General features: G+C 55.8%; 22 protein-coding genes. 11 read left to right on the top strand and 11 right to left on the bottom strand.

Features of this window, described 5'->3' with window-relative positions; genetic code table 11:
- The first annotated feature begins 427 nt into the window (after positions 1–427).
- Positions 428–2,500, top strand: coding sequence for a sensor domain-containing protein (locus Dpoa569_RS03645; RefSeq protein WP_227983122.1), 2,073 nt, complete (start codon positions 428–430; stop codon positions 2,498–2,500).
- A 39-nt stretch (positions 2,501–2,539) separates the two neighbouring features.
- Here the strand turns inward: Dpoa569_RS03645 and Dpoa569_RS03640 are convergent, their stop codons facing one another.
- Positions 2,540–3,562, bottom strand: a complete 1,023-nt coding sequence (locus Dpoa569_RS03640) for a type IV pilus twitching motility protein PilT (protein WP_042872598.1) — start codon at positions 3,560–3,562, stop codon at positions 2,540–2,542.
- Between the two features lie 22 nt (positions 3,563–3,584).
- On the opposite strand from Dpoa569_RS03640, the gene Dpoa569_RS03635 reads away from it, so the two are divergent.
- From Dpoa569_RS03635 to hemW, 6 genes are read left to right on the top strand one after another with little or no spacing between them, the layout of a single operon-like run.
- On the top strand, positions 3,585–4,322 hold the full coding sequence (locus Dpoa569_RS03635) for a YggS family pyridoxal phosphate-dependent enzyme (RefSeq protein ID WP_322619422.1): 738 nt from the start codon (positions 3,585–3,587) through the stop codon (positions 4,320–4,322).
- A 33-nt stretch (positions 4,323–4,355) separates the two neighbouring features.
- On the top strand, positions 4,356–5,177 hold the full coding sequence (gene proC, locus Dpoa569_RS03630; RefSeq protein WP_042872600.1) for a pyrroline-5-carboxylate reductase: 822 nt from the start codon (positions 4,356–4,358) through the stop codon (positions 5,175–5,177).
- A 42-nt stretch (positions 5,178–5,219) separates the two neighbouring features.
- On the top strand, positions 5,220–5,774 hold the full coding sequence (locus Dpoa569_RS03625; RefSeq protein ID WP_042872602.1) for a YggT family protein: 555 nt from the start codon (positions 5,220–5,222) through the stop codon (positions 5,772–5,774).
- Positions 5,771–6,061: a DUF167 family protein YggU gene (gene yggU / locus Dpoa569_RS03620; RefSeq protein ID WP_042872605.1), complete on the top strand. Its 291-nt coding sequence runs from the start codon at positions 5,771–5,773 to the stop codon at positions 6,059–6,061. Before Dpoa569_RS03625 ends, yggU begins: the two co-directional genes overlap by 4 nt.
- A 47-nt stretch (positions 6,062–6,108) precedes the next feature.
- On the top strand, positions 6,109–6,702 hold the full coding sequence (gene rdgB, locus Dpoa569_RS03615; RefSeq protein ID WP_042872608.1) for an RdgB/HAM1 family non-canonical purine NTP pyrophosphatase: 594 nt from the start codon (positions 6,109–6,111) through the stop codon (positions 6,700–6,702).
- The gene (hemW, locus tag Dpoa569_RS03610; protein ID WP_146411066.1) at positions 6,695–7,834 is read left to right on the top strand and encodes a radical SAM family heme chaperone HemW; all 1,140 of its coding nucleotides are present in this window, start codon (positions 6,695–6,697) and stop codon (positions 7,832–7,834) included. Before rdgB ends, hemW begins: the two co-directional genes overlap by 8 nt.
- Before the next feature lie 40 nt (positions 7,835–7,874).
- Here hemW and Dpoa569_RS03605 read toward each other — a convergent pair whose 3' ends face one another.
- Positions 7,875–9,302 (bottom strand): sensor domain-containing diguanylate cyclase, encoded by a 1,428-nt coding sequence (locus tag Dpoa569_RS03605; protein WP_050569504.1) that lies wholly within the window; start codon positions 9,300–9,302, stop codon positions 7,875–7,877.
- A 214-nt stretch (positions 9,303–9,516) separates the two neighbouring features.
- Between Dpoa569_RS03605 and Dpoa569_RS03600 the strand changes: the two genes are divergently transcribed.
- On the top strand, positions 9,517–9,633 hold the full coding sequence (locus tag Dpoa569_RS03600; RefSeq protein ID WP_371810655.1) for an entericidin A/B family lipoprotein: 117 nt from the start codon (positions 9,517–9,519) through the stop codon (positions 9,631–9,633).
- A 138-nt stretch (positions 9,634–9,771) separates the two neighbouring features.
- Here the strand turns inward: Dpoa569_RS03600 and Dpoa569_RS03595 are convergent, their stop codons facing one another.
- From Dpoa569_RS03595 to aas, 3 genes are read right to left on the bottom strand one after another with little or no spacing between them, the layout of a single operon-like run.
- Positions 9,772–10,227 carry a GNAT family N-acetyltransferase gene (locus Dpoa569_RS03595; protein WP_042872611.1) on the bottom strand — a complete coding sequence of 152 codons (456 nt, stop codon included), beginning with the start codon at positions 10,225–10,227 and terminating at the stop codon, positions 9,772–9,774.
- A gap of 11 nt (positions 10,228–10,238) precedes the next feature.
- A complete protein-coding gene (lplT, locus tag Dpoa569_RS03590) occupies positions 10,239–11,486 on the bottom strand; it encodes a lysophospholipid transporter LplT (protein WP_042872613.1) in 1,248 nt (415 codons plus the stop codon).
- Positions 11,483–13,681, bottom strand: coding sequence for a bifunctional acyl-ACP--phospholipid O-acyltransferase/long-chain-fatty-acid--ACP ligase (gene aas / locus Dpoa569_RS03585; RefSeq protein WP_042872615.1), 2,199 nt, complete (start codon positions 13,679–13,681; stop codon positions 11,483–11,485). The genes lplT and aas overlap by 4 nt, the downstream gene beginning before the upstream one ends.
- A 1,114-nt stretch (positions 13,682–14,795) precedes the next feature.
- Between aas and galR the strand changes: the two genes are divergently transcribed.
- Positions 14,796–15,806, top strand: a complete 1,011-nt coding sequence (galR, locus tag Dpoa569_RS03580) for an HTH-type transcriptional regulator GalR (protein ID WP_042872617.1) — start codon at positions 14,796–14,798, stop codon at positions 15,804–15,806.
- 447 nt (positions 15,807–16,253) lie between these two features.
- On the opposite strand, the gene Dpoa569_RS03575 is transcribed toward galR, so the two are convergent.
- The 5 genes from Dpoa569_RS03575 to Dpoa569_RS03555 form a co-directional block, all read right to left on the bottom strand.
- Entirely contained in the window at positions 16,254–16,727 is a 474-nt protein-coding gene (locus tag Dpoa569_RS03575; protein ID WP_128569782.1) for a GNAT family N-acetyltransferase, read from the bottom strand.
- Positions 16,728–16,730: 3 nt separating this feature from the next.
- Positions 16,731–17,498: an FCD domain-containing protein gene (locus Dpoa569_RS03570; RefSeq protein ID WP_042872620.1), complete on the bottom strand. Its 768-nt coding sequence runs from the start codon at positions 17,496–17,498 to the stop codon at positions 16,731–16,733.
- Between the two features lie 113 nt (positions 17,499–17,611).
- On the bottom strand, positions 17,612–17,929 hold the full coding sequence (locus Dpoa569_RS03565) for a PTS sugar transporter subunit IIB (RefSeq protein ID WP_042872622.1): 318 nt from the start codon (positions 17,927–17,929) through the stop codon (positions 17,612–17,614).
- Positions 17,930–17,937: 8 nt separating this feature from the next.
- On the bottom strand, positions 17,938–19,374 hold the full coding sequence (locus Dpoa569_RS03560) for a glycoside hydrolase family 1 protein (RefSeq protein WP_042872624.1): 1,437 nt from the start codon (positions 19,372–19,374) through the stop codon (positions 17,938–17,940).
- Between the two features lie 62 nt (positions 19,375–19,436).
- Positions 19,437–20,777, bottom strand: coding sequence for a PTS sugar transporter subunit IIC (locus tag Dpoa569_RS03555; protein WP_042872627.1), 1,341 nt, complete (start codon positions 20,775–20,777; stop codon positions 19,437–19,439).
- A 234-nt stretch (positions 20,778–21,011) separates the two neighbouring features.
- On the opposite strand from Dpoa569_RS03555, the gene Dpoa569_RS03550 reads away from it, so the two are divergent.
- Complete coding sequence (locus Dpoa569_RS03550; protein ID WP_042872629.1) at positions 21,012–21,338, top strand: PTS lactose/cellobiose transporter subunit IIA; 327 nt, start codon at positions 21,012–21,014, stop codon at positions 21,336–21,338.
- Positions 21,339–21,468: 130 nt separating this feature from the next.
- Complete coding sequence (locus tag Dpoa569_RS03545) at positions 21,469–22,479, top strand: LacI family DNA-binding transcriptional regulator (protein WP_146411063.1); 1,011 nt, start codon at positions 21,469–21,471, stop codon at positions 22,477–22,479.
- 24 nt (positions 22,480–22,503) lie between these two features.
- Here the strand turns inward: Dpoa569_RS03545 and lysA are convergent, their stop codons facing one another.
- Positions 22,504–23,766, bottom strand: a complete 1,263-nt coding sequence (gene lysA / locus Dpoa569_RS03540) for a diaminopimelate decarboxylase (protein WP_042872631.1) — start codon at positions 23,764–23,766, stop codon at positions 22,504–22,506.
- Positions 23,767–23,808: the final 42 nt, after the last annotated feature.

Here is a 23,808-nt window from a genome sequence, read left to right as displayed (position 1 = left end):
ACGGGAAAGACACGATTGGGTGATGGAAAATCATCACCCTTTTCCAAGAAGATACATTGACCACACGCGTAGGCAGCCCACCGTACATCATCTTCTGTTTTTCTCTAAACCTATTTTTTTTCCTTAATTCAATACAGACTTCTCAGAAGTTGCTGTCAGTGGTCGATAATTTCTCTGTCAGGACAGTTTCTGCAAAATGAGCTAAAAGAAAATGAATGAGACAAACACCTTCATCGAAACGGAACGACGGCAGCGCTTATGGCCAGTTTGATGCATACAGAAAGATTCACATTAAAAATAATAAATTAACCACAAGACGAAGCGTACAAACCAGGCTTGCGTACCATCCATAAGCTGGCGGCATGGCAACGCGATTACCCGTCAGTCAACACGGTTTGTCACAAAAGCAGCATCAATGATGAGGTGAATGATGACAGGTTATCCATGGAATTCAGAAAGTCTGTTTCAGGCCATTCTTGACCGCTGCCCGGTAGGTATTGCCGTTATCAATTACGACGGAAATTATGTCACTGTCAACCCAGCCTATAGCGCCATCTATGGCTATACCCAAGAAGAAATGATTAACCGCTCCTTTACCATGGTTTTTCCGGAGTCCGCCCGCGAATCCGTACTGGCTCGTCATCAGTTATTTCTGAATGAAGGCAGCACGCTGGGGGGAGAATGGACTGTGGTTCGCCATGATGGCGCCGTTATTACTGTTTGGTCAGAATCCGTCCCTTTTGCGCAGCATGGGCACAGGGCGGACCGACTGGTATACGTGCTTGATATTACCGAGCGTCAAAAAGCACGAGAACAGATGAAGATTGCCGCCACAGTCTATGAAAGCAGTCAGGAAGCCATCATCGTTATTGGTACCAATAATCAAGTGATTGCCATCAACCCAGCGTTCACCCACCTGACCGGGTATAGCCCAGCCGAAATAGTCGGGCAACCTTCGCACATGTTTAGATCCGACCAACACGATGACGATTTCTATAACGCCATGGGGCGTACCTTGAACGAAGAAGGGTTGTGGATCGGTGAAATGTGGGATCGCAAAAAAGATGGCACTCCCTACCTCAAAGAGCTGACGATTAATGTAGTCAAAGACGCAGCAGGCACGCCGTTAAGTTATGTCGGCATGTTTTCCGACATCACACAGCGCAAAAAGCAGGAGGAACTGATCTGGCGACAGGCCAACTATGACGCGGTGACCACGCTGCCAAACCGGCATATGTTTCAGGATAAGCTTGAGCGAGCGGTTGAATGCGCTAAACGTACCGGACGCCCAATGGCACTGATGCTGATTGACCTTGACCATTTCAAATCGGTCAATGACAGCCTGGGACACAGTGCCGGCGATGCGCTGCTCTTTGCGGTTTCAAACCGCATTACCGATTGTATTCAGGGGGCTGATACTATCGCCCGTTTGGGGGGCGACGAATTTGCGATCATCTTGTCTGATCTGCTCCGCGCCGACGATTGCGAACGTATAGCCAAAACCCTGTTGGAACATCTGGCACGCCCGTTCAATATCGACGGAGAAAGCATGTTGGTTTCAGCGAGTATCGGTATTGCCTTATTTCCCAACGATAGCGACACGTTGGAAGGGTTGTTCAAAAATGCCGATCAGGCCATGTATGCCGCCAAAGGAGCCGGGCGCAACTGTTTTAATTACTACACTCCAGCCTTACAACAGGCGGCACGCGCCCGTTTACGTCTGACCAACGATTTGCGTGATGCCATCCAGTGCGACCAATTCGAAGTGTATTACCAACCCATCATCGAACTGGCAAGCAACAACGTAGTCAAAGCCGAAGCGCTGGTGCGCTGGCACCATCCCACACGCGGTATGGTCAGCCCGGCGGAGTTTATTCCTCTTGCCGAGGATACCGGCCTGATTGTGCCACTCGGTGACTGGGTCGCCCGGCAGGCCATCACCCAACTGGCACAGTGGCGTAAAACATTCGACCCGAATTTCCAAATCGCCATCAACCAGTCACCAATCCAATTGCGCAGCAAAGACTTCTCTGACATGAGCTGGGTCCAGGAACTGGAGCGACACGGGCTGGACGGAAGCGCCGTGATCATCGAAATCACAGAAGGTTTGCTGTTGAATGCCGAACTGCGGGTCAACAACAACCTGCATCTGTTTCGTGACACCGGCATCCAGATCGCCATTGATGATTTCGGGACCGGGTATTCCTCACTCGCCTATCTCAGAAAATTCGACATTGATTGCCTGAAAATCGATCGCTCCTTTGTTGAGGATATCGATGGTGTCGGGTTTGAACTCTGTGTGGCGATTATCGCCATGGCGCACAGCCTTGGCCTCAAAGTGGTGGCGGAAGGGATTGAAACACAGCAACAGTGCGACACCCTCGCCCGCATCGGTTGCGACTATGCTCAGGGTTTTCTGTTTTCGCGCCCGGTGCCCGCTCCTGAGTTTACGGCGATGCTACAAACCATAGCCGACACTGCTGTGGCGAAGTCGGACTAAACACCGCAACACGCCAAGCCGAGAGATGAGCTGATGCCTTTATGATGATGCGCCGTCAGGCGCATCATCCGGCAACACGCCTTCCCGATACCGCTGCTGATAGCTCTGCTCAAAGGTTTGCATCCCCACCTGACTGCCGGTTTGCAGCACACTGGTCAACTGGTGAGTTTTGCCTTCGCGGATCAGGTTGCTGACCGCGGGCGTAGCAGTCAGTACCTCAAACAGTGCCACGCGTCCGCCTTGCACCCCCGGTACTAATTTCTGCGCCACCACCGCCTGCAAACTCGCAGCCAGTTGCGCACGCACAAACGCTTTCTCCTCGGCAGGGAACACATCGACTAACCGATCCACCGCCTGTACAGCCCGCCGGGTATGCAGCGTAGCCAGTACCAGGTGACCGGTTTCCGCCGCCGTCAGCGCCAGTCGAATCGTCTCGCTGTCGCGCAGCTCACCGAGCAACAGCACGTCCGGGTCTTCACGCAACGCGGCTCGCAACGCACTGGCGAACCCTTCGCTGTGACGGCCCATTTCCCGCTGTTGGATCAGGCAGCGCGTGCTGGTATGCAGGAACTCTATCGGGTCTTCCAGCGTAATGATGTGGCAAGCACGGCGTTGATTAAGTTCGGCTATCATCGCTGCCAGCGTGGTGGATTTACCGCTGCCGGTCGCCCCCGTCACCAGAATCAGGCCATCGGTGCAGGTGACCAGACCCGCTATCACCGGCGGCGCACCCAGCACCTGCAAATCAGGCTGATGTTGCGGGATCAAGCGTAGTGCTGCCGACAAACCGTGACGCTGCATAAACAGGTTTGCCCGTAACCGCTGACCTTCCGGCAGCGTCAGCGCACAGTCGGTCTGCCCGTATTGGCGCAGTTGCTGATCGCAGGCCGGGTCCAGCCAACTGCGGCACCACTGCTCCAGCTCAGCATTGTGCAACGGCGGCTGGGCGACATCCGTCACCAGTTGACCGTCGATACGCCACACCGGCGGGTGACCGCTACACAGGTGCAGATCGGATACATTCTGTTTTACACTAGCGCTCACCCATTCACTCACATCCATTGATTGGCCTCCTTAAATCACTATGACGATGACACCGGTAGCGACGATATCGACAGTTCAGCAAAATCTACAGGACGTCCGGCAGAAAATCTCAGCGGCGGCGCAACGTTGTGGCCGTGCTTCAGAAGAGATTACATTGCTTGCCGTCAGCAAAACCAAACCTGTGAGCGCGCTCGAAGAAGCTATTGCAGCCGGACAACGGGCGTTTGGCGAAAACTATGTACAGGAAGGCGTGGATAAGATCCTTCATTTTCAGGCCGCCCAGCCGGATACCGTGTTGGAATGGCATTTTATCGGGCCGTTGCAGTCGAATAAGAGCCGCCTGGTGGCAGAGCATTTCGACTGGTGTCACACCATCGACCGACTGCGCATCGCCCAGCGACTGAACGAACAGCGCCCGGCACATCTGCCGCCGCTCAACGTGCTGTTACAGGTCAATATCAGTCAGGAAGCGAGCAAGTCCGGCATGATGGCCAGCGACCTGCCGGAACTGGCAGCCAGCGTGGCGCGGTTGCCGAATCTGCGGCTACGTGGGTTGATGGCGATCCCCGCACCGGAAACGGATCACACCCGTCAACTGGCGGTATTTCGTCAAATGACCGAACTTTTTCTGCAACTGAAAGCGGATTATGGCACTTTGGATACCTTGTCGATGGGAATGACCGACGACATGGCCGCCGCTATTGAAGCAGGCAGCACACTGGTGCGGATCGGCACCGCGATTTTTGGCGCACGTGATTACCACTCACCCACCAGTTAACCTTAACGGACAAATAAGAACAGCGAGAATCTGATGGAACACCGTAAAATAGCCTTTATCGGCGCGGGCAATATGGCGCAGGCGATCATCGCCGGTCTGATGGCAGGCGGTTATCCGGCCAGCCACATCAGCGTCAGCGCACCGTCCGCCACCCACCGGGACACACTGGCCGCCCGCTATGGCATTACCAGCCTGAGCGACAATGTCGCCTGCGCCCGTGATGCCGCGGTTGTGGTGCTGGCGGTTAAACCGCAACTGATGGCCGAGGTTTGCGGGGAGCTGGCACAGCAGGTGGATTTCAGCGGTAAACTGGTACTGTCAATCGCCGCCGGCGTCAGCATCGCCCGGTTCCGCCAGTTATTGGGCGCATCGCTCAATATCGTACGTATTATGCCCAATACCCCGTCGCTGGTGGGCCAGGGCATGAGCGGTCTGTACGCGCCAGCCGAGGTTAGCGAAACTGATCGCGCGTTTGCCGCCGACCTGATGAACAGCGTCGGTAAGCTGTGTTGGGTCGCCGACGAGTCGCACATTAATGGCGTGATTGCTGCCGCCGGCAGCGCCCCCGCCTATTTTTTCCTGTTTATGGAAGCCATGCAGCAGGAAGCGATTCGTCAGGGATTCGACGCCGATACCGCCCGCCTGCTGGTGCAACAGGCGGCCAGCGGCGCGGCGGCGCTGGTGGAGGCAAGCCCGGATACGCCATTATCGACATTGCGGGAAAATGTGACCTCTAAAGGCGGCACCACCGCCGAGGCGCTACGCGTGTTCAACGAACGCCAGTTGGGACAGATTGTCGCTGATGCCATGCAGGCCGCCGTGCACCGTGCAAAAGAAATGGAATCGTTGTTTTGATGCCGTCTGAAACATGACTTTAAATGAAGGAATGACTGTCTCATGCTTACCCTGACTTTTCTGGTCAAGACCCTGATTGACCTGTACGTAATGGTGTTGCTGCTGCGTATCTGGATGCAGTGGGCGCGCAGTGATTTTTACAACCCACTGGCCCAGTTCGTGGTGAAACTCACCCAACCGATCATCGGCCCGTTGCGCCGCATTATTCCGTCGCTGGGTCCGATAGACAGCGCCTCGCTGCTGCTGGCGTTTCTGCTTACTACGCTGAAATATCCATTGTTGTTGCTGATTCAGGTCGGCTCGCTGTCGCTCAGCCCGATCAACCTGCTGGTCGGACTGCTGGCGCTGATTAAATCCGCCGGTTATCTGGTGTTCTGGGTCGTGATTATCCGCTCGCTGATGAGCTGGGTCAGCCAGGGCCGCAGCCCGGTAGACTACATGCTGTATCAGTTGACCGAACCGCTGACAGGACCGCTGCGCCGCATTCTGCCATCAGCCGGCGGGTTGGATTTCTCGCCGATGATCGTCATTTTAGTGCTGTACCTGTTGAACTATCTCGGCATGGACTTTTTTCCGGGGCTGTGGTTCCTGCTGTGAGTGCCGTCAGTCGCTGTGAAGACGGGCTGGTGATTCGGCTGTATATTCAGCCGAAAGCCAGCCGGGACCAGATTATCGGGTTGCATGGCGACGAACTCAAAGTCGCCATCACCGCACCGCCGGTAGACGGCCAGGCCAACGCCCACCTGATCAAATTTCTTGCCAAACAGTTCCGTGTCGCCAAAAGCATGGTGACCATCGAAAAAGGGGAGCTTGGGCGTCATAAACAGATTAGAATCGTCAACCCGCAAGCCATCCCGACCGATGTCGCGGGCCTCATCGTCTGAGTCTATTCCCTGAACCAACACCCTGAAACAGATTGCAGGAACAACAGATGCAAAACGTGGTTTTAGCCACCGGCAATGCCGGTAAAGTGCGTGAACTCGCCGGTCTGCTGGCGGATTTCGGTCTTGACGTGGTGGCGCAAACCACGCTGGGCGTCGATTCCGCCGAAGAAACCGGTTTGACCTTTATCGAAAACGCCATTCTGAAAGCACGCCACGCCGCACGTGAAACCGGCCTGCCCGCCATCGCCGATGATTCGGGGCTGGCGGTCAACGCATTGGGTGGCGCACCGGGCATCTATTCCGCCCGCTATGCCGGGGAAGACGCCAGTGACCGGCAGAATCTGGACAAACTGCTGGTGGCGCTGGATAACGTACCGGACGAGCAGCGTCAGGCCAGCTTCCACTGCGTACTGGTGTATCTGCGCCATGCCGACGACCCCACGCCGCTGGTGTGCCATGGCAGTTGGCAGGGCATCATCACCCGTGCGCCTGTCGGCGAAGGCGGCTTCGGCTATGACCCAGTGTTCTTCGTGCCGCAACTCGGCAAAACCGCCGCAGAACTCAGCCATGGAGAGAAAAACGCTCACTCCCACCGTGGTCAGGCGCTGCGCCAGTTACTGGATGCGCTGCGACATGCTTAATCTGCCGCCGCTCAGCCTGTACATCCACATTCCCTGGTGCGTGCAAAAGTGCCCTTACTGCGACTTCAACTCCCACGCGCTCAAAGGCGAGGTGCCGCACGACGATTATGTGGCACACCTGCTGGCGGATCTGGATGCTGACCTGCTTCTGGCGGGTGGTCGCCCCCTGCACAGCATTTTTATTGGCGGCGGCACACCAAGCCTGCTCAGCGCCGGGGCGATGCAACACGTGCTGGACGGCGTACGGGCGCGGTTACCACTAACGCCGGATGCGGAAATCACCATGGAAGCCAATCCCGGTACGGTGGAAGCCGACCGGTTTAGCGGCTACCAGCGGGCGGGCGTTAACCGAATATCCATCGGCGTACAGAGTTTCAGCCCGGATAAGCTAACGCGGCTAGGCCGCATCCACGGCCCGGAAGAGGCCAAACGCGCTGCTCGTCTGGCTGCTGGTCTGGGGTTGCGCAGTTTCAATCTGGACCTGATGCACGGGCTGCCGGAACAATTGCTGGATGAAGCGCTGGACGATTTGCGTCAGGCGATAGCGCTCAACCCGCCGCACCTGTCCTGGTATCAGCTCACCATCGAGCCGAATACGCTGTTTGGCTCCAGGCCGCCAGTGCTGCCGGACGACGACGCACTGTGGGATATTTTCGAGCAAGGCCACCGTTTGCTGAGCGACGCCGGCTATCAGCAGTATGAGACGTCGGCCTACGCCAAACCGGGTTACCAGTGCCAGCATAATCTCAACTACTGGCGCTTCGGTGATTATCTGGGCATTGGATGCGGTGCACACGGCAAAATCACCTTCGCCGACGGCGCTATCGTGCGCACGGTGAAAACCCGCCACCCGCGCGGCTATATGCAGGGAAACTATCTGCAACAACGCAGCGAAGTCGCGCTGGCCGACCGGCCCTTCGAATTCTTTATGAACCGCTTGCGGCTGTTGGAACCCGCGCCGCGTACCGAGTTTACTGCCTACACCGGACTGCCGGAAAGCGTCATCAGAACACAACTGGATGCCGCGCTGGCGCAAGGTTACCTGACGGAAACCGGGCAGCACTGGCAGGTGACCGAGCACGGTAAGCTGTTTCTCAACTCGCTGCTGGAGCTATTTCTGGCGGAAGAATAAAAAGAGTGACCCGCTATGTTTGTCACAACGCTTATGTTTGTCACAACGCTTGCGGGTGAGCCGTTATCAGGCTGGCACAGCCTTCTGGTTCCGGCTCGCCTGCGCCCTCCACCCGATTGCGGCCCAAATGCTTAGCACGGTAAAGCGCCTGATCAGCATCATTGCTTAACTGCGTGATGCTGCAACCATCGCGGCCCGGCCTTGCTACCGCAACGCCAATGCTCACCGTCACCACCCCCTGTGACGACGCGCTATGAGGAATCGCCATCGACTCGACGGCCTGACGGCAGCGCTCCGCCAGCGACAACGCCAGTTGGTAGTCAGTTTGCGGCAATACCACAATAAACTCTTCGCCACCATAACGCCCCAGCAAGCATTCTGGTGATGGCAGTTGATCCGCCAGCGTTTTCACGACCGACTTAATGCAGGCATCCCCCTGGCTATGGCCGTAGCTATCGTTGAAGCGCTTGAAGCGATCAATGTCTATCATCAGTAACGACAAGGGCTGCCGGGTAGGTTCATGCTGTAGCCATAGTTGTTGATAACGTTCATCGACATAACGACGATTAGCAACACCCGTCAGAAAGTCGGTCTGTGCCAATACCTGCAACAATGTCTCGGACTGTTTGAGATCGGTAATATCGAGCATCGAACCATAAAACACGATGCCGTCGTCTTCCGGGTAAGGCGTTACCGCTTCGGCATGAATCCAGCGTATCTCGCCGTTTTCGGTACGGATGCGAAAATCACTGCGCCAGCTATGGTGCCGACCATCGTCACTGGCGTAATGATCGACGATATGCTCAAGATCTTCTTGCAGAATCATGTTTTGCAGCGGATGACCGGGGCCGAACGGTAGGGCGGTCATTTCCTGAGGCGTCAGGCCCAACACACGGTCGGATACCGGGCTACAGTAGACAAATCGCAACTCATCGTCACGAATAAGAAACGTGTAGAGCACCGCCGGAACGCGTTGCAACAGCAGATTCATCATTTTTTGCTGTTGCTGTAGCTGCTCCAGCAACCGTTTACGTTCGGTAATATCAGTAATAATACTGAGGTAGCCCAGTAACGTCCCTTCAGGCAAGCGGACCTCATGAAAACTCAACTCCCCCCAGAACGTCTCGCCATTTTTTTTCCGGTAACACCATGCAGAAAATTGCCGGTTATCGCGTAGCAGTTCTTGTGGCGACAGTTGACCCATTTCGCCCTGACGCAGCACGACCGTACTGGCATCACAACCGAGGACCTCGCTGGCGAGAAAACCAAACAACCGCTCTGCTCCCGAATTGAACAGCGTTATCTGATTATCCGGATCAGTGGAAATAATCGCCGCCTGCGTTGGGGCATTCATCAGCAACGAACTACAGGCCGATACAATTTGTCCGGCGCCCTCGATTGCAGGCATCGTTTGTTGTCGATGTTTTCTTGACCAAAACGCGTTTAACCAGCGAAACAGACCAGACATGACGCTCCTTGTAACTGAATAAACCGAACCGACATCCAACATCCTACGGCAGGGATACCATCAACCTGCCCGCAAACGCGGTTCAGCACAACTATCTAAGCTAACAGACTGACAAAGCATTGAATCGAAACTTGAGATTATGACAAAGTAAACACAGGATTTTCCCTATCCAGAATAAAACTCCACATCAAGGTAAACTACCATGAAAATTGTTATGTTACTGATCGCAACCGCCTTCATGGCAACCACGCTGAGCGGATGCAACACTGCTCGCGGCTTTGGTCAGGACATTCAGAAGCTAGGCAGCACCATTTCCCATTCCGCCAGTTGACTAACGCCAGACCAAACCAGCCCGACGACAGTCTGACCGAGGGCTACGGCACACCATAGGCCAGCAGCGCCGCAACCGAACACTATGCCGCTGTACTCATGCTTCTGTACGCCTGCTACTGTACGACCTGCCGCCGCACTATCCCGCCGTTCGCATCGGTACATGGGGAATACCATCCTCATCATAACCGTCGCCGCAGACCACAAAACCAAATTGCTGGTAGAAATGCTGCAAATGCGCCTGCGCGGAAAGATATTGCGCCCGCCCCGGCCAGTGTCGGGCGCAGACTGCTTGCGAATGCATCAATAACTGGTGCCCAAGCCGCTGACCACGTATCTCAGGGGCAACGACCACCCGGCCAATAGTCACGACATCTTGTCGATCATGAGGCGCCAGCAGCCGCGCGCAGGCCATTAATCTGCCGTTTTGCCAGGCCGTCACATGGCGATTGCCATCGACCAGATCCAGCCCATCCAGGTCCTGATAAACGCATTGCTGTTCCACCACAAACACCTGGTTGCGCAGGCGCAAAATGTCATACAACGCGTACGGATTCAGGTCTTTCACACCCCAGTCATGCCAAATCAGACTCATCGCTACTCCCGTTATTCACGCTCATCGGACGTATCCATGGCCGCAGATGTTGGCCGACGCCGCCACTGAGTCACCTGCACCCAAACCCACAGTCCGGCAATCGCCAGTGCAAACAGCACGCCAAAGCCAACGCCTATCGCCAGTACCGGCACACCGAGCTTCACCGCCAGCGAGTAGAGCGCCAGCATCAACAACATGGCACCGTTTTCACCTAAATTCTGCACGGCAATAGCGTTACCTGCACCCACGCTTTCCCGACCGCGTTCCTGCAACAGCGCATTAAGCGGCACGATGAAAAAGCCGCCCAACGCCCCCAGCGCCAACAGGCAGGCGTAAGCACTCAGCAAATTATGCTGCAGGGTGAATACCCCCACCATAACGCCGATCAATACCCCGGCGGGCAAACAACGCCGCACGGTTTTCAGCATCACCAGTTTGCCCGCAGCGGCTGCGCCGACCACAATCCCCACCGCCACCATGGCGTTGAGCAGCGTCGGCGTCGAATTATCGTTGATACCCAGCGCCAGCGGCACCCACAGCACCAACAGGAAACGCAGCGTCACGCCCGCCCCCCAAAACATGCTGGTGCCGACCAGCGAAAAACGGGTTTCACCGTTGCGCCACAGTACACGGCAGGCGTCAAAGAATGATCGGGTCATGCGTACCGGACGCCAGGAAGCACCAGGGCGAGCGGCTGCCAATCGCGGAACCAGCAGGTTGGCGACCAGCGCGATGCCATAAGCCAGCGCACACACCGCCAGCGCACCATAGATGTGCCAGTCAGCCAGAACACCGCCGAATACCGAACCGATAAGAATGGCCGCGATGGTAGAGGCTTCCATCAGACCGTTGGCTTTCACCAACTGATCGCCACGGGTGATTTCGCCCAAAATACCGTACTTAGCCGGGGAATAGGCCGCTGCGCCCACCCCCACCAGCGTGTAGCCCAAAAACGGATTGCCCCCTAAGCAGATCAGCAACGCACCGAGTAGTTTCAGGGCGTTGGCAAGCATCATCACCCGCCCTTTAGCGAAACTATCGGCAAACTGACCGACAAACGGCGCCAGTACAATATAGGCGGCGACAAACCCCATTTGCAGGAAGGGATGGCTCCAGTCGGGATACGCCAGCGATTTCACCAGCGCCAACGTAGCGAACAGCAGCGCATTATCGCCGAAGGCGGAGAAAAACTGCGCGACCATCACCGCATTCATACCGCGGGAAAACAGCGACGACGAGGAAGACATCTGGTGACTCATGCATCATGCTCCGGTTGTGCGTCCGCAACGTCTTGCGCCGCATCGGCAGGCTGTTCCGCCAGTTGACGCAGCGTAACGAAGTCCGGCTTGCCGCTGCCTAACAGCGGCAGATCTTTCAGATAACGAATATCGCGCGGCACCGCCAATTCCGGCACGCCGCTTACTCGCGCTTGCGTCAACAGGCGGTCGCGGGTCAGCGTAGCGTCGGTGGTAAACAGCACCAGCGCTTCTCCTTTGCTGCTGTCGCTGCGGGCGCTGGCAGCGTGTTGCGCCTGTAGCGACACCTGATTCGCCAGTTGCTCCACACTCTCCAGCGACACCATTTCTCCGGCCAGTTTGGCGAAACGCTTAACACGGCCAAGGATGGTGCAGAAACCCTGTTCATCAAAATCGACAATATCACCGGTGTCGTACCAGTTCGCTTCACGCCACCCTTGTTCATTCTCCGCGGCGGGTGGTTCCAGCTCACCGGGGTTTTCCACCCGCAGATAGCCGCTCATCACGTTCGGCCCACGCAATTGCAGACGACCGCCGTGGTGGATACCTGGCACCGGAATCAATCTCGACTCCATGCCCGGCAGCAGTCGGCCAACGGAATGCGGTTTACAGGCCATCGGTACGTTGATAGCGACCACCGGCGCACACTCAGTCACACCGTAGCCTTCCAGAATGCGAATGCCGAATTTGTCCTGCCACAGGGTTCGCACCTGTTCAGACAGCTTTTCCGCACCGGCCACCACGTAACGCAGGCGGGCGAAATCATACGGGTGGGCGAAGCGCGCATAGTGCCCAAGAAAGGTGGAGGTACCGAACAGCACCGTGCAGTTACGGTCATACACCAGTTCCGGCACAATGCGGTAATGCAGTGGGCTTGGATAGAGGAATACCCGCGCGCCGGTCATCAGCGGCGTCAGCAGCCCGACGGTCAGCCCAAAGGCGTGGAACAGCGGCAATGCCGACATGAAACGGTCGCGCGGCGTGAAATCAGCCACGGTGCGGATCTGCTCTACGTTGCCCATCACACTGTTATGGGAGTGCACCACCCCTTTCGGATGGCCTTCCGAACCAGAGGTGAACAGAATTACCGCCGCGTCGTCCGGCTGTTGCGGCTGCATAGCGCGCTTTGGTAACAACAGGTGGAACAAAATCCACAGTTTGTCCGACAGCGTGACGGTATTTTTCAAATCTTCCAGATAGACCCAGTTAGCCTCTTTCACCTGCTGTGGCAGGTGGGTCAGTTTGCCTTTTTCCAGAAACTGCCGCGAGGTGACGATGGTTTTGATCCGCGCGGCGATCATCGCGCTTTGAATCCCTTTCACCCCGGCAGTGTAATTCAGCATCGCCGGCACCCGGCTACTGAGCGAGGCACCGAGAATCGCGGCAGCGGTAACCGTCGTATTGGGCAGCAACAACCCGACATGCTCACGCTCGCCGGTAAAGCGCTGCAGAATGCGCGCCACCCCAAGCGATTTTTTCAGCAAACCATGGTAGCTATCTTCGTTCAGGTTGATGTCTTCAATACAGGGCGAGTGGTAGCCATAACGATCACAGGCAGCAAGAAACGCCTGATACAACGTATGGCGCGGACGCACCGCCATACGTGCGTCCATCATGATGCGGTGCAGCGCCTCGCCGGCCAGTTCGCGGCGCTCACGCGACGACGGCGCTACCGGCATCGGTAACCGGGTTGGCGGCAGAAAGTGCAGAGAAAACTGAGGAAACAGCCGGCGGCGCAACACCCCACCCAGGCGGCCAAAATGGGTAAACTCCGGCCCTTCGATACGCACCGGCACCACCGCTGCGCCGGAACGGGCAGCGACGAACGCCGCCCCGCTGTAAATCTTCATCAGTGAACCGGTCACTGTGATACGCCCTTCTGGAAATACCACCACCGGGCGCCCCTGTTCCACCAGTCGAATCAACTGTTTGATAGCCAGAGGATTGGTTGGGTCCAGCGGTAGAAAATCGACGTACGGCTTTAACAAACGCATCAGCCAATGTTCGGCAATACGAGAATAGACGGCAAACACCAGTTTGTTTTGCACCGGCAGAAACAGCGCCATCAACACGCCATCAAGGAATGAAACGTGGTTTGGGGTAATCAATACCCTCGGCTGCTGGAAACTGCTTTCATCACCCGTGATCTGGATGCGATACAGGTGTTTCAGTATCCAGCGTAAAAAGGTATAAATCATCCCACCTCCCTATTGTAAACAACAATGTATTGTAAACAACAATGCAGCCCGGTCTGGACGCACATGCCGCCCATTGTTCATGATCGTCCCCTGCGATCATTCACATTCACCACCGGAATAACCGCAATATCGGGACGACGCACACACCGCAACGACACATCATGTTAAAGGGTTCAACAATACCATAAACCGCATCAATACTGGTGATGAAAACGCTAACACAGCAACGAAGAAGGCGAGTAAAAAACAGCCCAAAATCATTAGGCTGCTGTGTAAAAAGAGCGGGTGGGTAATGGCTTCGCCCGACTGCATTATCCAGCGTGACGTCTTCTATTACTTGTCGGGGAAAAACATCAGGTGGGCAATAAAGATGGTGATTATTTTTGCTATTTTTATTCAGTGATACCTGAAAATAATATTGAGCGATATTTGGTATCTAATAAATCAATTGCGTCATTTGTTTTATATTACCGATATTATCGTCAAATCCAATATTATAAATTATCGAGCGAACAAACGACAAACGTAAGCCTCCGGCAACACCGTCTCAACCATATTTTATCTTTTTAATCAAGGTGTTTTAGGGTGATGGGATTTATTTTTTATTGGTGACAAGCGTATTATTTTTGATCCTACCAGTCGCAAGCAAAAAAAAACCTACGCATCCGCGTAGGTCGGTGAAATTTTAATGGTTCAATGTGGAGAACACATCGATTGTCACCCATCAATACCTCTGGGACTTGTTACTTTAAAGAGAGTCCCCCTGAATCACTAGCTCATAATCGAAAGATAAACGCTCTAAGTGAAACCAACTGTAAAATTCTCGGATGAGCTGTAATAAAGCGGTGAAAAAGCAACGATAGCTCGCTCAACATACGCCAGTATGCAAATCAGTGCATTAGATGAAAAAACCGGATTAACTTATCCAACCATTACTGGCAACGACTTTGTCACATTTCCCTGCGCGATTGTGACCGTTTAATGACAGACAGCAACGCACCAGCGCTGAAAGTTGCGATCCCCGCCTCTTGCGGTCGTGGCCTAATTCCGTGACACTCAGACAGTCACTCGATTCAGCGCACCATTTTTACACCAGGAACCACAGGAAACTTCCATGGCCACCATTAAGGACGTCGCCAGGCTGGCGGGTGTGTCGGTCGCCACCGTATCACGCGTCATCAATGATTCGCCCAAAGCCAGCGAACAAGCGCGCAGCGCCGTACTGCAAGCCATGCAGCAGTTGCAATACCATCCGAATGCCAACGCCCGTGCGCTGGCCCAGCAGTCAACCGAAACACTGGGGTTGGTGGTATCCGACGTGTCCGACCCGTTTTTCGGCACCATGGTCAAGGCGGTGGAGCAGGAAGCCTACCGTACCGGTAACTTCCTGTTAATTGGCAATGGTTATCATATGGCGCACAAAGAGCGTCAGGCCATCGAACAGCTAATTCGTCACCGCTGTGCGGCGCTGGTGGTTCACGCCAAGGCGCTACCGGATGAAGAGCTGGCGCAGTTGATGGAACAGATTCCGGGTATGGTGCTGATTAACCGTATTATGCCGGGGTATGAAGCGCGTTGCGTGGCATTGGATAACCGCTACGGCGCCTGGCTGGCGACCCGTCATTTAATCCTGCAAGGGCATCGTCAAATCGGCATTTTGTGTTCCAACCATGCCATTTCCGACGCCGATGACCGTCTGGCTGGCTACCGGGATGCACTGGCCGAACATAATATTACGCTGAATGAACAGTTGATTGCCTACGGCGAGCCGGACGAAAGCGGCGGTGAGGCAGCAATGACCACGCTGCTGGAGCGTGGCCGGCCAGTCACTGCGCTGACCTGCTACAACGACCCAATGGCCGCCGGCGCGCTGGCGGTACTGAGTGATAACGACATTCAGGTGCCGCGAGATATGTCGCTGATCGGCTTCGATGATGTACTGCTGTCGCGTTACCTGCGCCCGCGACTGACCACCATCCGTTATCCGATTACCGCCATGGCGACGCAGGCGGCGCAAATTGCGCTGGCGCTGGCCAACGACACGCCATTGCCCAATGCCATCAACCTGTTCAATCCCACGTTGATTCGACGGCATTCCGTCGCCAGTTTGAATAATGGGCACTAAATTAGTAAGGCATTAAGACGCAGCAGACACTGGTAAGTCCCTTTAGCTGAAGGTGATGGTTTTACGGCGTCAAAAACTGTGCTGAGGCGTGCGACTTCGCCGGGTGAGCGGCAGGACGCCGCGAAAACCCGTGCCGTGCCGGGACAAAAACGTCGGGAACGTTTTTGAACAGCGGTTACGCTGGCCCGAAGGGCGAGCCCCAGGGATGGGGCGAGTAACCACGTCACGGGTGGCCCGAATAGCGAAGGCGAACACCGAAGGCACCGCGCCAGCGGCACAGTTTAGCCCTCAGCCAGTGGTCAAGGAGAGGCGGCGTTTGAGCCTCTCCTTGTCGTGCGTGCGACGATGTTGCAAAGGGATACCAACGTCATCAAGCACGAAATCTCTCACCACGCTCAAATGAATCGGCAGTAAAAAACAACAAGGCTGTTTGTCAACAGCACAAAATCAACCGAGAGAGCGGTGGTACAGCCGCACGGTTTTATCGGGGTAATCCGGCGCATCGCCGATGTAACGCCAGCCGTGGCGCTCGTAGTAACCGCTGAAACCAGCGTACAGGTAGAGAGAGTCAAAACCGCGCTCGCGGCTGAATTCGATGACAAAACGCTGAAGTTCGGCGCCCAGACCACGGTCGCGGTAGCGCTCGTCCACATACAGCGCCGCCAGCCACGGGGTTAAATCCTGGCGGCTTATCAAATCACAACGCCACAGCCCGACCGTACCGACCAGTTGGTCGCCCGCCAGCGCCACGAACGTCAGCGGCAACGCGCTCTTATCCATGCTGTGGTGCACCACGCTGGCAAAAAAATCCCGACTCAGCCCGTCGCCAAACGCCTGCCACAGCCAGTCGACGACCTGCGCCTCACAATGCGGATAATCCGCCAGATAGCCAATGGTTGGCTTAATTTCCATCATCGTCATACGTCAGACCAGTTTTCCCTGAAAAATCGGCACTGAATCGAACAGATAGCCGTCAAACTCCGGCGCTTGTGCGTCGGAAATCTCCATCAGTGTAGTTTTGACGTTTTCCAGATGCTGCCACATCGCCTGATACGACCCACTGACATCACGACGACGCAGCGCCGCCAGTATCGTCTGATGGTCCGCCAGCCATTTCAGCCGGTAACCATGGTTGCCGACATGGCTGTAAAGCTGCTGCCAGATAGGGCTTTCATCCCGGCAGGACCAGATATTGCTGACGGTTTCCAGCAACATCTGATTTTGGGTAGCACCCGCCACCTGCAGATGAAAAATTTTATCGAAGTCGCTGCGGTAATCATTAGCGGCGATAGCCGCCTGCTCCTGTTCCAGCGTGCGCCGCAGGATATCAATATCATTGCGGGTCGCCATGCGCGCGGCAAACGCGGCGATATTGCTTTCCAGCAATTGACGCGCCTGCAACATTTCAAACGCGCCGATGCGGTTTTGCGCATTAGGGGACGGCTCCTCCACCGACGGCACGCGCAGCACATAGACGCCAGAACCCTGACGAATATCCACCGTGCCTTCCAGTTCCAGCATCAGCAACGCTTCACGCACGATGGTACGGCTCACGCCGTAGGTTTCCGCAATATTCCGCTCCGGCGGAAGACGCGCCCCAACCGGGTACTCCCCCTGCTGGATTTTCTCCCGCAGGTCACACCCTATCTCCTGGTATTGCTTTCTTTCTTGTAGAACCACAACCTTTGCCACAATGTCACCCTGAACGGCCAAGAATTGAACATCGCTGCCGTACCGACGTCGGGCCGGAGAACCGCATGGCCGGGAAATCCGGCCCCCGGCCATACACTACAGCAATCAGAAATTCAGTTTACCAAACTCAGCGCCTGATCGAGTACCTTTGCACCGTTCAGGGTGCCGTAGGCTACCGGGTCGATCACCGCGATGGGGATGTGGTACTCGTCGGTCAGCTTTTTGTTTTCCGCAAGTTTGAAGCGCACCTGTGGTCCCAGCAGCACCGCGATGATATCGTCGCCATAAGTCTGTAATTCATCCCGCAGGTTCTGTTCAGGAATGGCGTAAATCTGATATTCCATGCCACGTGCAGCCACTTCTTTTTCCATTTTAGTCACCACCAGCGACGTGGACATACCTGCCGAGCAGGCCAGTACAATCCGTTTCATCTTTCCCCCTATTTATCTTCATCGTCCAGTTCGAATGCCAGCACGCCGCTGTCCCGCACCTGACGGAACCAACCTGCCGATTTCTTAGGCCGCCGCTGCCGGTCATGCTCCAAATCGATTTCAATCAGGCCGTAACGGTTCTTAAAAGCGTTCATCGGCGAGACGTTGTCGGTAAACGCCCACAGCATGTAACCCAGACAGTTGGCACCCTCTTCACGCGCCTTCAGCGTCCAGTAAAGGTGCTCGGCGATAAACGCGATACGGTAGTCGTCCTGTATCACGCCGTGGCGGTCTTTGAACTGGCCTTCGTTTTCGATCCCCATGCCGTTTTCCGACACAAACCAGGGCACGTTGCCGTAGTCATCCTTCAGGCGCATCGCCATGTCGTAAATAATGCGGGGATTGATCTCCCAACCACGGGACTTATTCATGCGGCGGCCAGGCAACTCGAAATGCTCGTAGTAGCAGGCTGGATGGAACGGCGTGTTGCTGTTCCAGGCCCGACTGGGCGCTTTGACCCGGTGCGGGTAGTAGAGATTGATCCCGACCTCGTCCACGGTGTTGGCGCGGATAATCGCCAGTTCGTCGGCGTTGTAATCCCAGTTCACCTGATGCTTTTCCAGCAGCGCCAGTAATTCCGCCGGGTATTCGCCCTTCAGCGCCGGGTCCAGAAATACCCGGTTGTAGAACAGGTCATACAGCCTTGCTGCTTCCACATCGTGTACAGCGCTGGAGCGCGGATAGGTGACCTCAGGGTTGAGGATCACCCCGATGCTGCCGCCCTGCTGGTGATAACCTTTGTCGCGGAACAGTTGCACCACGTTGGCGGTTGCCAGATTCTTGTGGTGGTTCCACTGCATCCAGACGCCGGTGTCCTGCTGGTAGGGGTAGCGCACCGCGTCCAGATAGACGCGGGTTTGCACCACAATCGGTTCGTTAAAGGTGAACCAGCGTTTGACCTTGCCGGCATAACGGGCGAACACCGCGTCGGCGTACTGCACGAACCACTCCACCACCTGCTTCGACGACCAGCCCTGATACTTCTCAAACAGCACCGCTGGCAACTCATAGTGTTCCAGACACAGCATCGGTTCGATGCCCTGACGGTGTAGTTCGTCAATCAGGTTATCGATATAAGCGGCGTACTCCTCATCCACCACGCCGTTTTCATAGTCCAGCATAAAGCGCGACCAGTTGATGGAGGTGCGAAAGTGCGTCAGCCCGGTCTGTTTCATCAACGCCACATCTTCGCGGTAGCGGTTATAGAAGTCGGTGGCGACCGCCGGGCCGTAGCCGTTGTGCCACACCTGACGATCACGCTGGTACCACAGGTCCAGATAGGAATCCTGCCCGTTTTTCTTGCCTGACCACCCCTCGGTTTGCCAGGCGGACGCCGCCGCCCCCAAAATGAAGCCCTCAGGAAGGGTGATTGATACCTTGCTCATGCCTGTCTCCCTTGCGTTTTTCGATTCGCTTCGTTTTTCACGTTGCTCAGTTCTTCACTTCGCTAATGCTTCGCTTCACTGACCTGTCCGGCCTCCGCTTCCCGCTGCGCCTGCTCGGCACGGCGAGAGGCGACGTTGACGAACGGCAGATAAATCAGGGTGGCGACAATGATGCAGACCACCTGGGTTGCCACCGCGCCCATGGAACCGGCGGTGGACAACCAGGCGTTGATAATCGGCGGCGTGGTCCAGGGCACCATCACCACCGCTTTGCCGGCAAAACCCATGCTGGTGGCGAAGTAACCGATGGTGCCGGTAACCAGCGGCGTGATAATGAACGGGATCGCCAGAATCGGGTTGAGCATGATCGGCATACCAAAAATCACCGGTTCATTAATGTTGAACACGCACGGGCCAAAGGAGATTTTGGCAATCTCTTTCATCTCACGGCGTTTAGAGGCGATCATCACCGCCAGCAACAAGCCGATAGTCAACCCGGACCCGCCGATACTCATGTACACATCCCAGAACGGCATGGTGATAATGTTCGGCACCTCGTGCCCCTGCTCAAACGCGGTCATGTTCACCGCAATCGCCCCCAACAGCAGCGGCTCACGGATTGGCTTGATCATCTGGTTGCCATGGATGCCGATAACCCAGAACAACTGCGCCACGAACATCAGGATCAATAGCCCCGGCAGGCTCTGCACCACGGATTCCAGCGGCTGCTGCACCACTTTGTAGATGGCGTCATACAGGTACATACCGGTCACATTTTGGAAGGTAAACCCGAAGGTCGCCACCAGCGTGACGGTGATGATCGCCGGGATCAACGCCGAAAACGACGCGGACACATTCGGCGGCACGCTGTCCGGCATCTTGATACGCAGTCGTTCTACCGATTCCAGCTTCGAATAGATTTCCACCGAGGCAATGGCGATAAACATGCCGAGAAACAGGCTTTTGGTATCGGAGAACTGGCGCGCCAGTACGTCTTTCACCGGCAACGTCTGGCCGTTGATCACCATATCGATGGTGGTAGGGGTGATGGAAATAAAACAGATCACCGCCAGCAAGCCAGGAAACAGGCTGCGGGAGCCGTTGATTTTCCCAAGCTCAATGCCAATCAGGAACACCGCGCCAATGGTGAGAAAATTCAGCGTGGCATAGTTAATACCGCTCATAATCGGCTTGAGCGGCGCCAGAAATGAAAACAGGGCGAAACTCGCCAGCCCGTTCCTGGGGTCCAGCACCATGTTGGAGATCAGCACAGAGAACGCCCCCACGATGATCACCGGCATCAGCGTGATAAACGAGGCTTTGATCGCCATGATGTATCTCAGACTATTGAACTGGTTGGCAAACGATCCCAATGCATCGATGGCCTGATCCTTGAATGACATAACTCCACCTCTTTGATTTACCGGCATGTCAGGGGTTGTTGTTATCAGAGGCTATCGCCCCCGTAGTGGCCGTTACGCGCGGAAGAATAGACGTCAGGTTCAGCGCTTTTGCGTTTGGCATACCAAAAAATAAAACAAACGAATAATTTTTCTGTGACATTGTTCTCACAAGCCAATATTGGAATTCCAATAGCATGTATACCAGCAAATCTGGCATACCAAGAGGACAGTTTGATGGAACTGGATATGGAACAAACCGTGATGGAACTGCTGATCAACGCCGGCGAAGCGCGTTCCTGCGCCATGATGGCGATTCAGGCCGCGCGAGCGCAGGACTGGTCGCAAGCCGAGGCGCAGTTGCTGGCCTCGCAGGAAGCCGCAAAAGCAGCTCATCTGATCCAAACCCGGCTGATCGGGCTGGATGAAGGCGAAGGCAAAGTGCCGGTTAACCTGATTATGGTACACGCACAGGATCATCTGATGACCGCGATGCTATGCCGGGATCTGGCTGAAGAACTGGTGCTGCTGCGCAAGGAACTGTGTGGCCGCCCGTCAGCCTGACTCACACCACGGCTGAAAGACGGTAATATTCTGCGCCCGCGCCACTGACGCCGTTCCCGTATGCTAGTATGTGAGCATAATTGATAACAACTCTGTGAAAGACTTCGGTAAAACAGGGAAGGGACAAACGATGATAACCATGCTTGATGTGGCAAATCATGCTGGCGTATCCAAAGCAACGGTATCACGGGTGCTGAATGGTACAGGCCAGGTGAAACAAAGCACACGCGATGCCGTATTCAGGGCGATGGAAGAACTGGGCTATCGCCCCAACTTTCTGGCGCGCTCGCTGGCACAACGCAGCTCAAATAGCCTTGGGCTGGTGGTATCCAATTTCGACGGTCCCTATTTTGGCCGCTTGCTGCGCCGTGCGGCGGAACGCGCTGAAACCAGCGGCAAACACCTGATCGTGACCGACGGTCACGATACGCCGGAAGACGAGCAGCAGGCGGTGCAGCTACTGATTGATCGCCGTTGCGACGCCATCGTGCTCTACACCCGCCACATGTCCGACGCCGCTTTGATGTCGCTGCTGGAACAATCCAGAGTGCCTATCGTCGTCATCAACCGTCACCTGCCAATGGCGCCAGACCGTTGTGTCTGGTTTGAACAACAGCAGGCGGTGTTTCAGTTGATTGACTATCTGGTACAGCAAGGGCACCGCGACATTGCCTGCATCACCGGACCAATCAATACCCCAACCGCCCATGCACGTCTGGCAGGTTATCGGCAGGCGCTGGATCACCATCATATTGCTTATGATCCGCTGCGGGTGATCAACGGCGACAATCTGGTGTCCGGCGGTTATCAGGCGGTACGTGAACTGCTGGCGCATGGCGTCGATTTCTCTGCGCTCTTCGTCAGCAACGACGATATGTGCATCGGTGCGATGAAAGCGCTGCTCGAAGCGGGCAAGCAGTTGCCGCAAGACGTATCGCTGTTCGGCTTTGACGACATCCCCAGCGCCCCTTATCTCAGCCCGGCGCTATCTACGGTGTATTTACCGATTGAAGAGATGACCAGCGCCGCTATCACGCAGGCACTAAAACTGAGCGAGGGCAATCCCGTCCAGCCCATCGCCCCATTTACCGGCGAGTTGAAACAGCGCGCATCGGTGACAAAAGGCCCCTACGCGCACTGAAGCAGCACCTGGCGGCGGTTACGGTTACACCCGCTCCAGCGCCAGCAGTTCGTCCAGCGTCTGGCGACGGCGAATCAACCGCGGCTGCCCTTGCTCAAACAGCACTTCGGCGATTAACGGGCGGCTGTTGTAGTTGGAAGACATGGAGGCACCGTAGGCGCCGGTATCATGGAACACCAGATAATCGCCCACCTGCGCCGCTGGCAACGCCAGCGTTTCCACCCCCCCACCGGCCTGCTGGGTAAACACATCGCCGGATTCGCACAGCGGCCCGGCGACCACGGTGTCACGCAACGCTGACTGGCTCAGGTCGCGCCCATCGCCCGGCAACAGGGTAATGTGATGGTAACTGCCGTACATCGCCGGGCGCATCAGGTCGCTGAACCCGGCGTCCACCAGCACAAAATGACGGCTGCCCATGTCTTTCACCGCACGCACCTGCGCCACCAGCACGCCGGACTCCGCCACCAGAAAACGCCCCGGTTCGATTTCCAGCGTCACCGGGTGACCCAGATGAGCAGCAATCTGCTCCCGCGCCCGGTTCCACAAGCCATAATAATGCTGGGTATCAATGCGCTCACCACCATGGCGATACGGAATAGACAACCCACCACCCGCGGAAATCGCCGCCAGATCCTGCCCCACCGCCAGCACCTGCTGCACCATCGCATCGCATACCTGCTCCAGATGCCCGTAATCAACGCCGGAGCCAATATGCATATGGATACCAACCAATTTCAGGTGGTAACGACTCAATGCTTCCAGCGCCTGCGGCAAATCGGCATACCAGATACCGTGTTTGCTGTTTTCGCCGCCGGTGTTGGTCTTCTGGCTGTGACCGTGACCAAATCCCGGATTAATACGCAACCACACCGGATGACCCGGCGAGCGCTCGCCCAGTTGGTGCAACATGTCGATGGAACCGGCATTCACCGGAATGTTCAGCGCGTGCACCCGTTGCAGCGTGGCGTCATCCAGCACATCGGCGGTAAATACGATCTCATGTGCGTCAGTACCCGGCTCAAAACCGGCTGCCAGTGCGCGTTCGATCTCTCCCAGCGATACCGAATCCACCTTCACGCCCTGCTGGCGCATCAGCTTTAAAATATGCAGGTTAGAACAGGCTTTCTGCGCGAAGCGGATGGTATCGAACTGGCGCAACTGACCGATACGCTCAATGATGGTATTAGCGTCGTAGGCCCATAACGGACAACCAAAACGCTCCGGCAGCGCACGCAGGCTCTGCACGTTCAACGCATGAGAAAGGTCATTCAGATCATGTGGCATGGATATATTACCGAAACGTTATTAGATAGCTAAATTGTGCTG

Origin of the sequence: Dickeya poaceiphila, from assembly GCF_007858975.2 — a bacterium.
Lineage (GTDB): Bacteria > Pseudomonadota > Gammaproteobacteria > Enterobacterales > Enterobacteriaceae > Dickeya > Dickeya poaceiphila.
The sequence above is the reverse complement of the archived record's forward strand: the minus strand, read 5'-3'. Positions and strand labels throughout refer to the sequence as shown.

Bases quoted from the DNA above. Each gene is read 5' to 3' on its own strand.
- Dpoa569_RS03550 (WP_042872629.1), top strand. From the start codon at position 21,012: ATGGAACTGGATATGGAACAAACCGTGATGGAACTGCTGATCAACGCC.
- rdgB (WP_042872608.1), top strand. From the start codon at position 6,109: ATGCAAAACGTGGTTTTAGCCACCGGCAATGCCGGTAAAGTGCGTGAA.
- Dpoa569_RS03565 (WP_042872622.1), bottom strand. From the start codon at position 17,929: ATGAAACGGATTGTACTGGCCTGCTCGGCAGGTATGTCCACGTCGCTG.
- Dpoa569_RS03625 (WP_042872602.1), top strand. From the start codon at position 5,220: ATGCTTACCCTGACTTTTCTGGTCAAGACCCTGATTGACCTGTACGTA.
- galR (WP_042872617.1), top strand. From the start codon at position 14,796: ATGGCCACCATTAAGGACGTCGCCAGGCTGGCGGGTGTGTCGGTCGCC.
- Dpoa569_RS03600 (WP_371810655.1), top strand. From the start codon at position 9,517: ATGTTACTGATCGCAACCGCCTTCATGGCAACCACGCTGAGCGGATGC.
- Dpoa569_RS03645 (WP_227983122.1), top strand. From the start codon at position 428: ATGATGACAGGTTATCCATGGAATTCAGAAAGTCTGTTTCAGGCCATT.
- Dpoa569_RS03640 (WP_042872598.1), bottom strand. From the start codon at position 3,562: ATGGATGTGAGTGAATGGGTGAGCGCTAGTGTAAAACAGAATGTATCC.
- Dpoa569_RS03545 (WP_146411063.1), top strand. From the start codon at position 21,469: ATGATAACCATGCTTGATGTGGCAAATCATGCTGGCGTATCCAAAGCA.
- Dpoa569_RS03575 (WP_128569782.1), bottom strand. From the start codon at position 16,727: ATGACGATGATGGAAATTAAGCCAACCATTGGCTATCTGGCGGATTAT.
- Dpoa569_RS03595 (WP_042872611.1), bottom strand. From the start codon at position 10,227: ATGAGTCTGATTTGGCATGACTGGGGTGTGAAAGACCTGAATCCGTAC.
- Dpoa569_RS03605 (WP_050569504.1), bottom strand. From the start codon at position 9,302: ATGTCTGGTCTGTTTCGCTGGTTAAACGCGTTTTGGTCAAGAAAACAT.
- lplT (WP_042872613.1), bottom strand. From the start codon at position 11,486: ATGAGTCACCAGATGTCTTCCTCGTCGTCGCTGTTTTCCCGCGGTATG.
- Dpoa569_RS03560 (WP_042872624.1), bottom strand. From the start codon at position 19,374: ATGAGCAAGGTATCAATCACCCTTCCTGAGGGCTTCATTTTGGGGGCG.
- Dpoa569_RS03635 (WP_322619422.1), top strand. From the start codon at position 3,585: ATGACGATGACACCGGTAGCGACGATATCGACAGTTCAGCAAAATCTA.
- lysA (WP_042872631.1), bottom strand. From the start codon at position 23,766: ATGCCACATGATCTGAATGACCTTTCTCATGCGTTGAACGTGCAGAGC.
- hemW (WP_146411066.1), top strand. From the start codon at position 6,695: ATGCTTAATCTGCCGCCGCTCAGCCTGTACATCCACATTCCCTGGTGC.
- proC (WP_042872600.1), top strand. From the start codon at position 4,356: ATGGAACACCGTAAAATAGCCTTTATCGGCGCGGGCAATATGGCGCAG.
- aas (WP_042872615.1), bottom strand. From the start codon at position 13,681: ATGATTTATACCTTTTTACGCTGGATACTGAAACACCTGTATCGCATC.
- Dpoa569_RS03555 (WP_042872627.1), bottom strand. From the start codon at position 20,777: ATGTCATTCAAGGATCAGGCCATCGATGCATTGGGATCGTTTGCCAAC.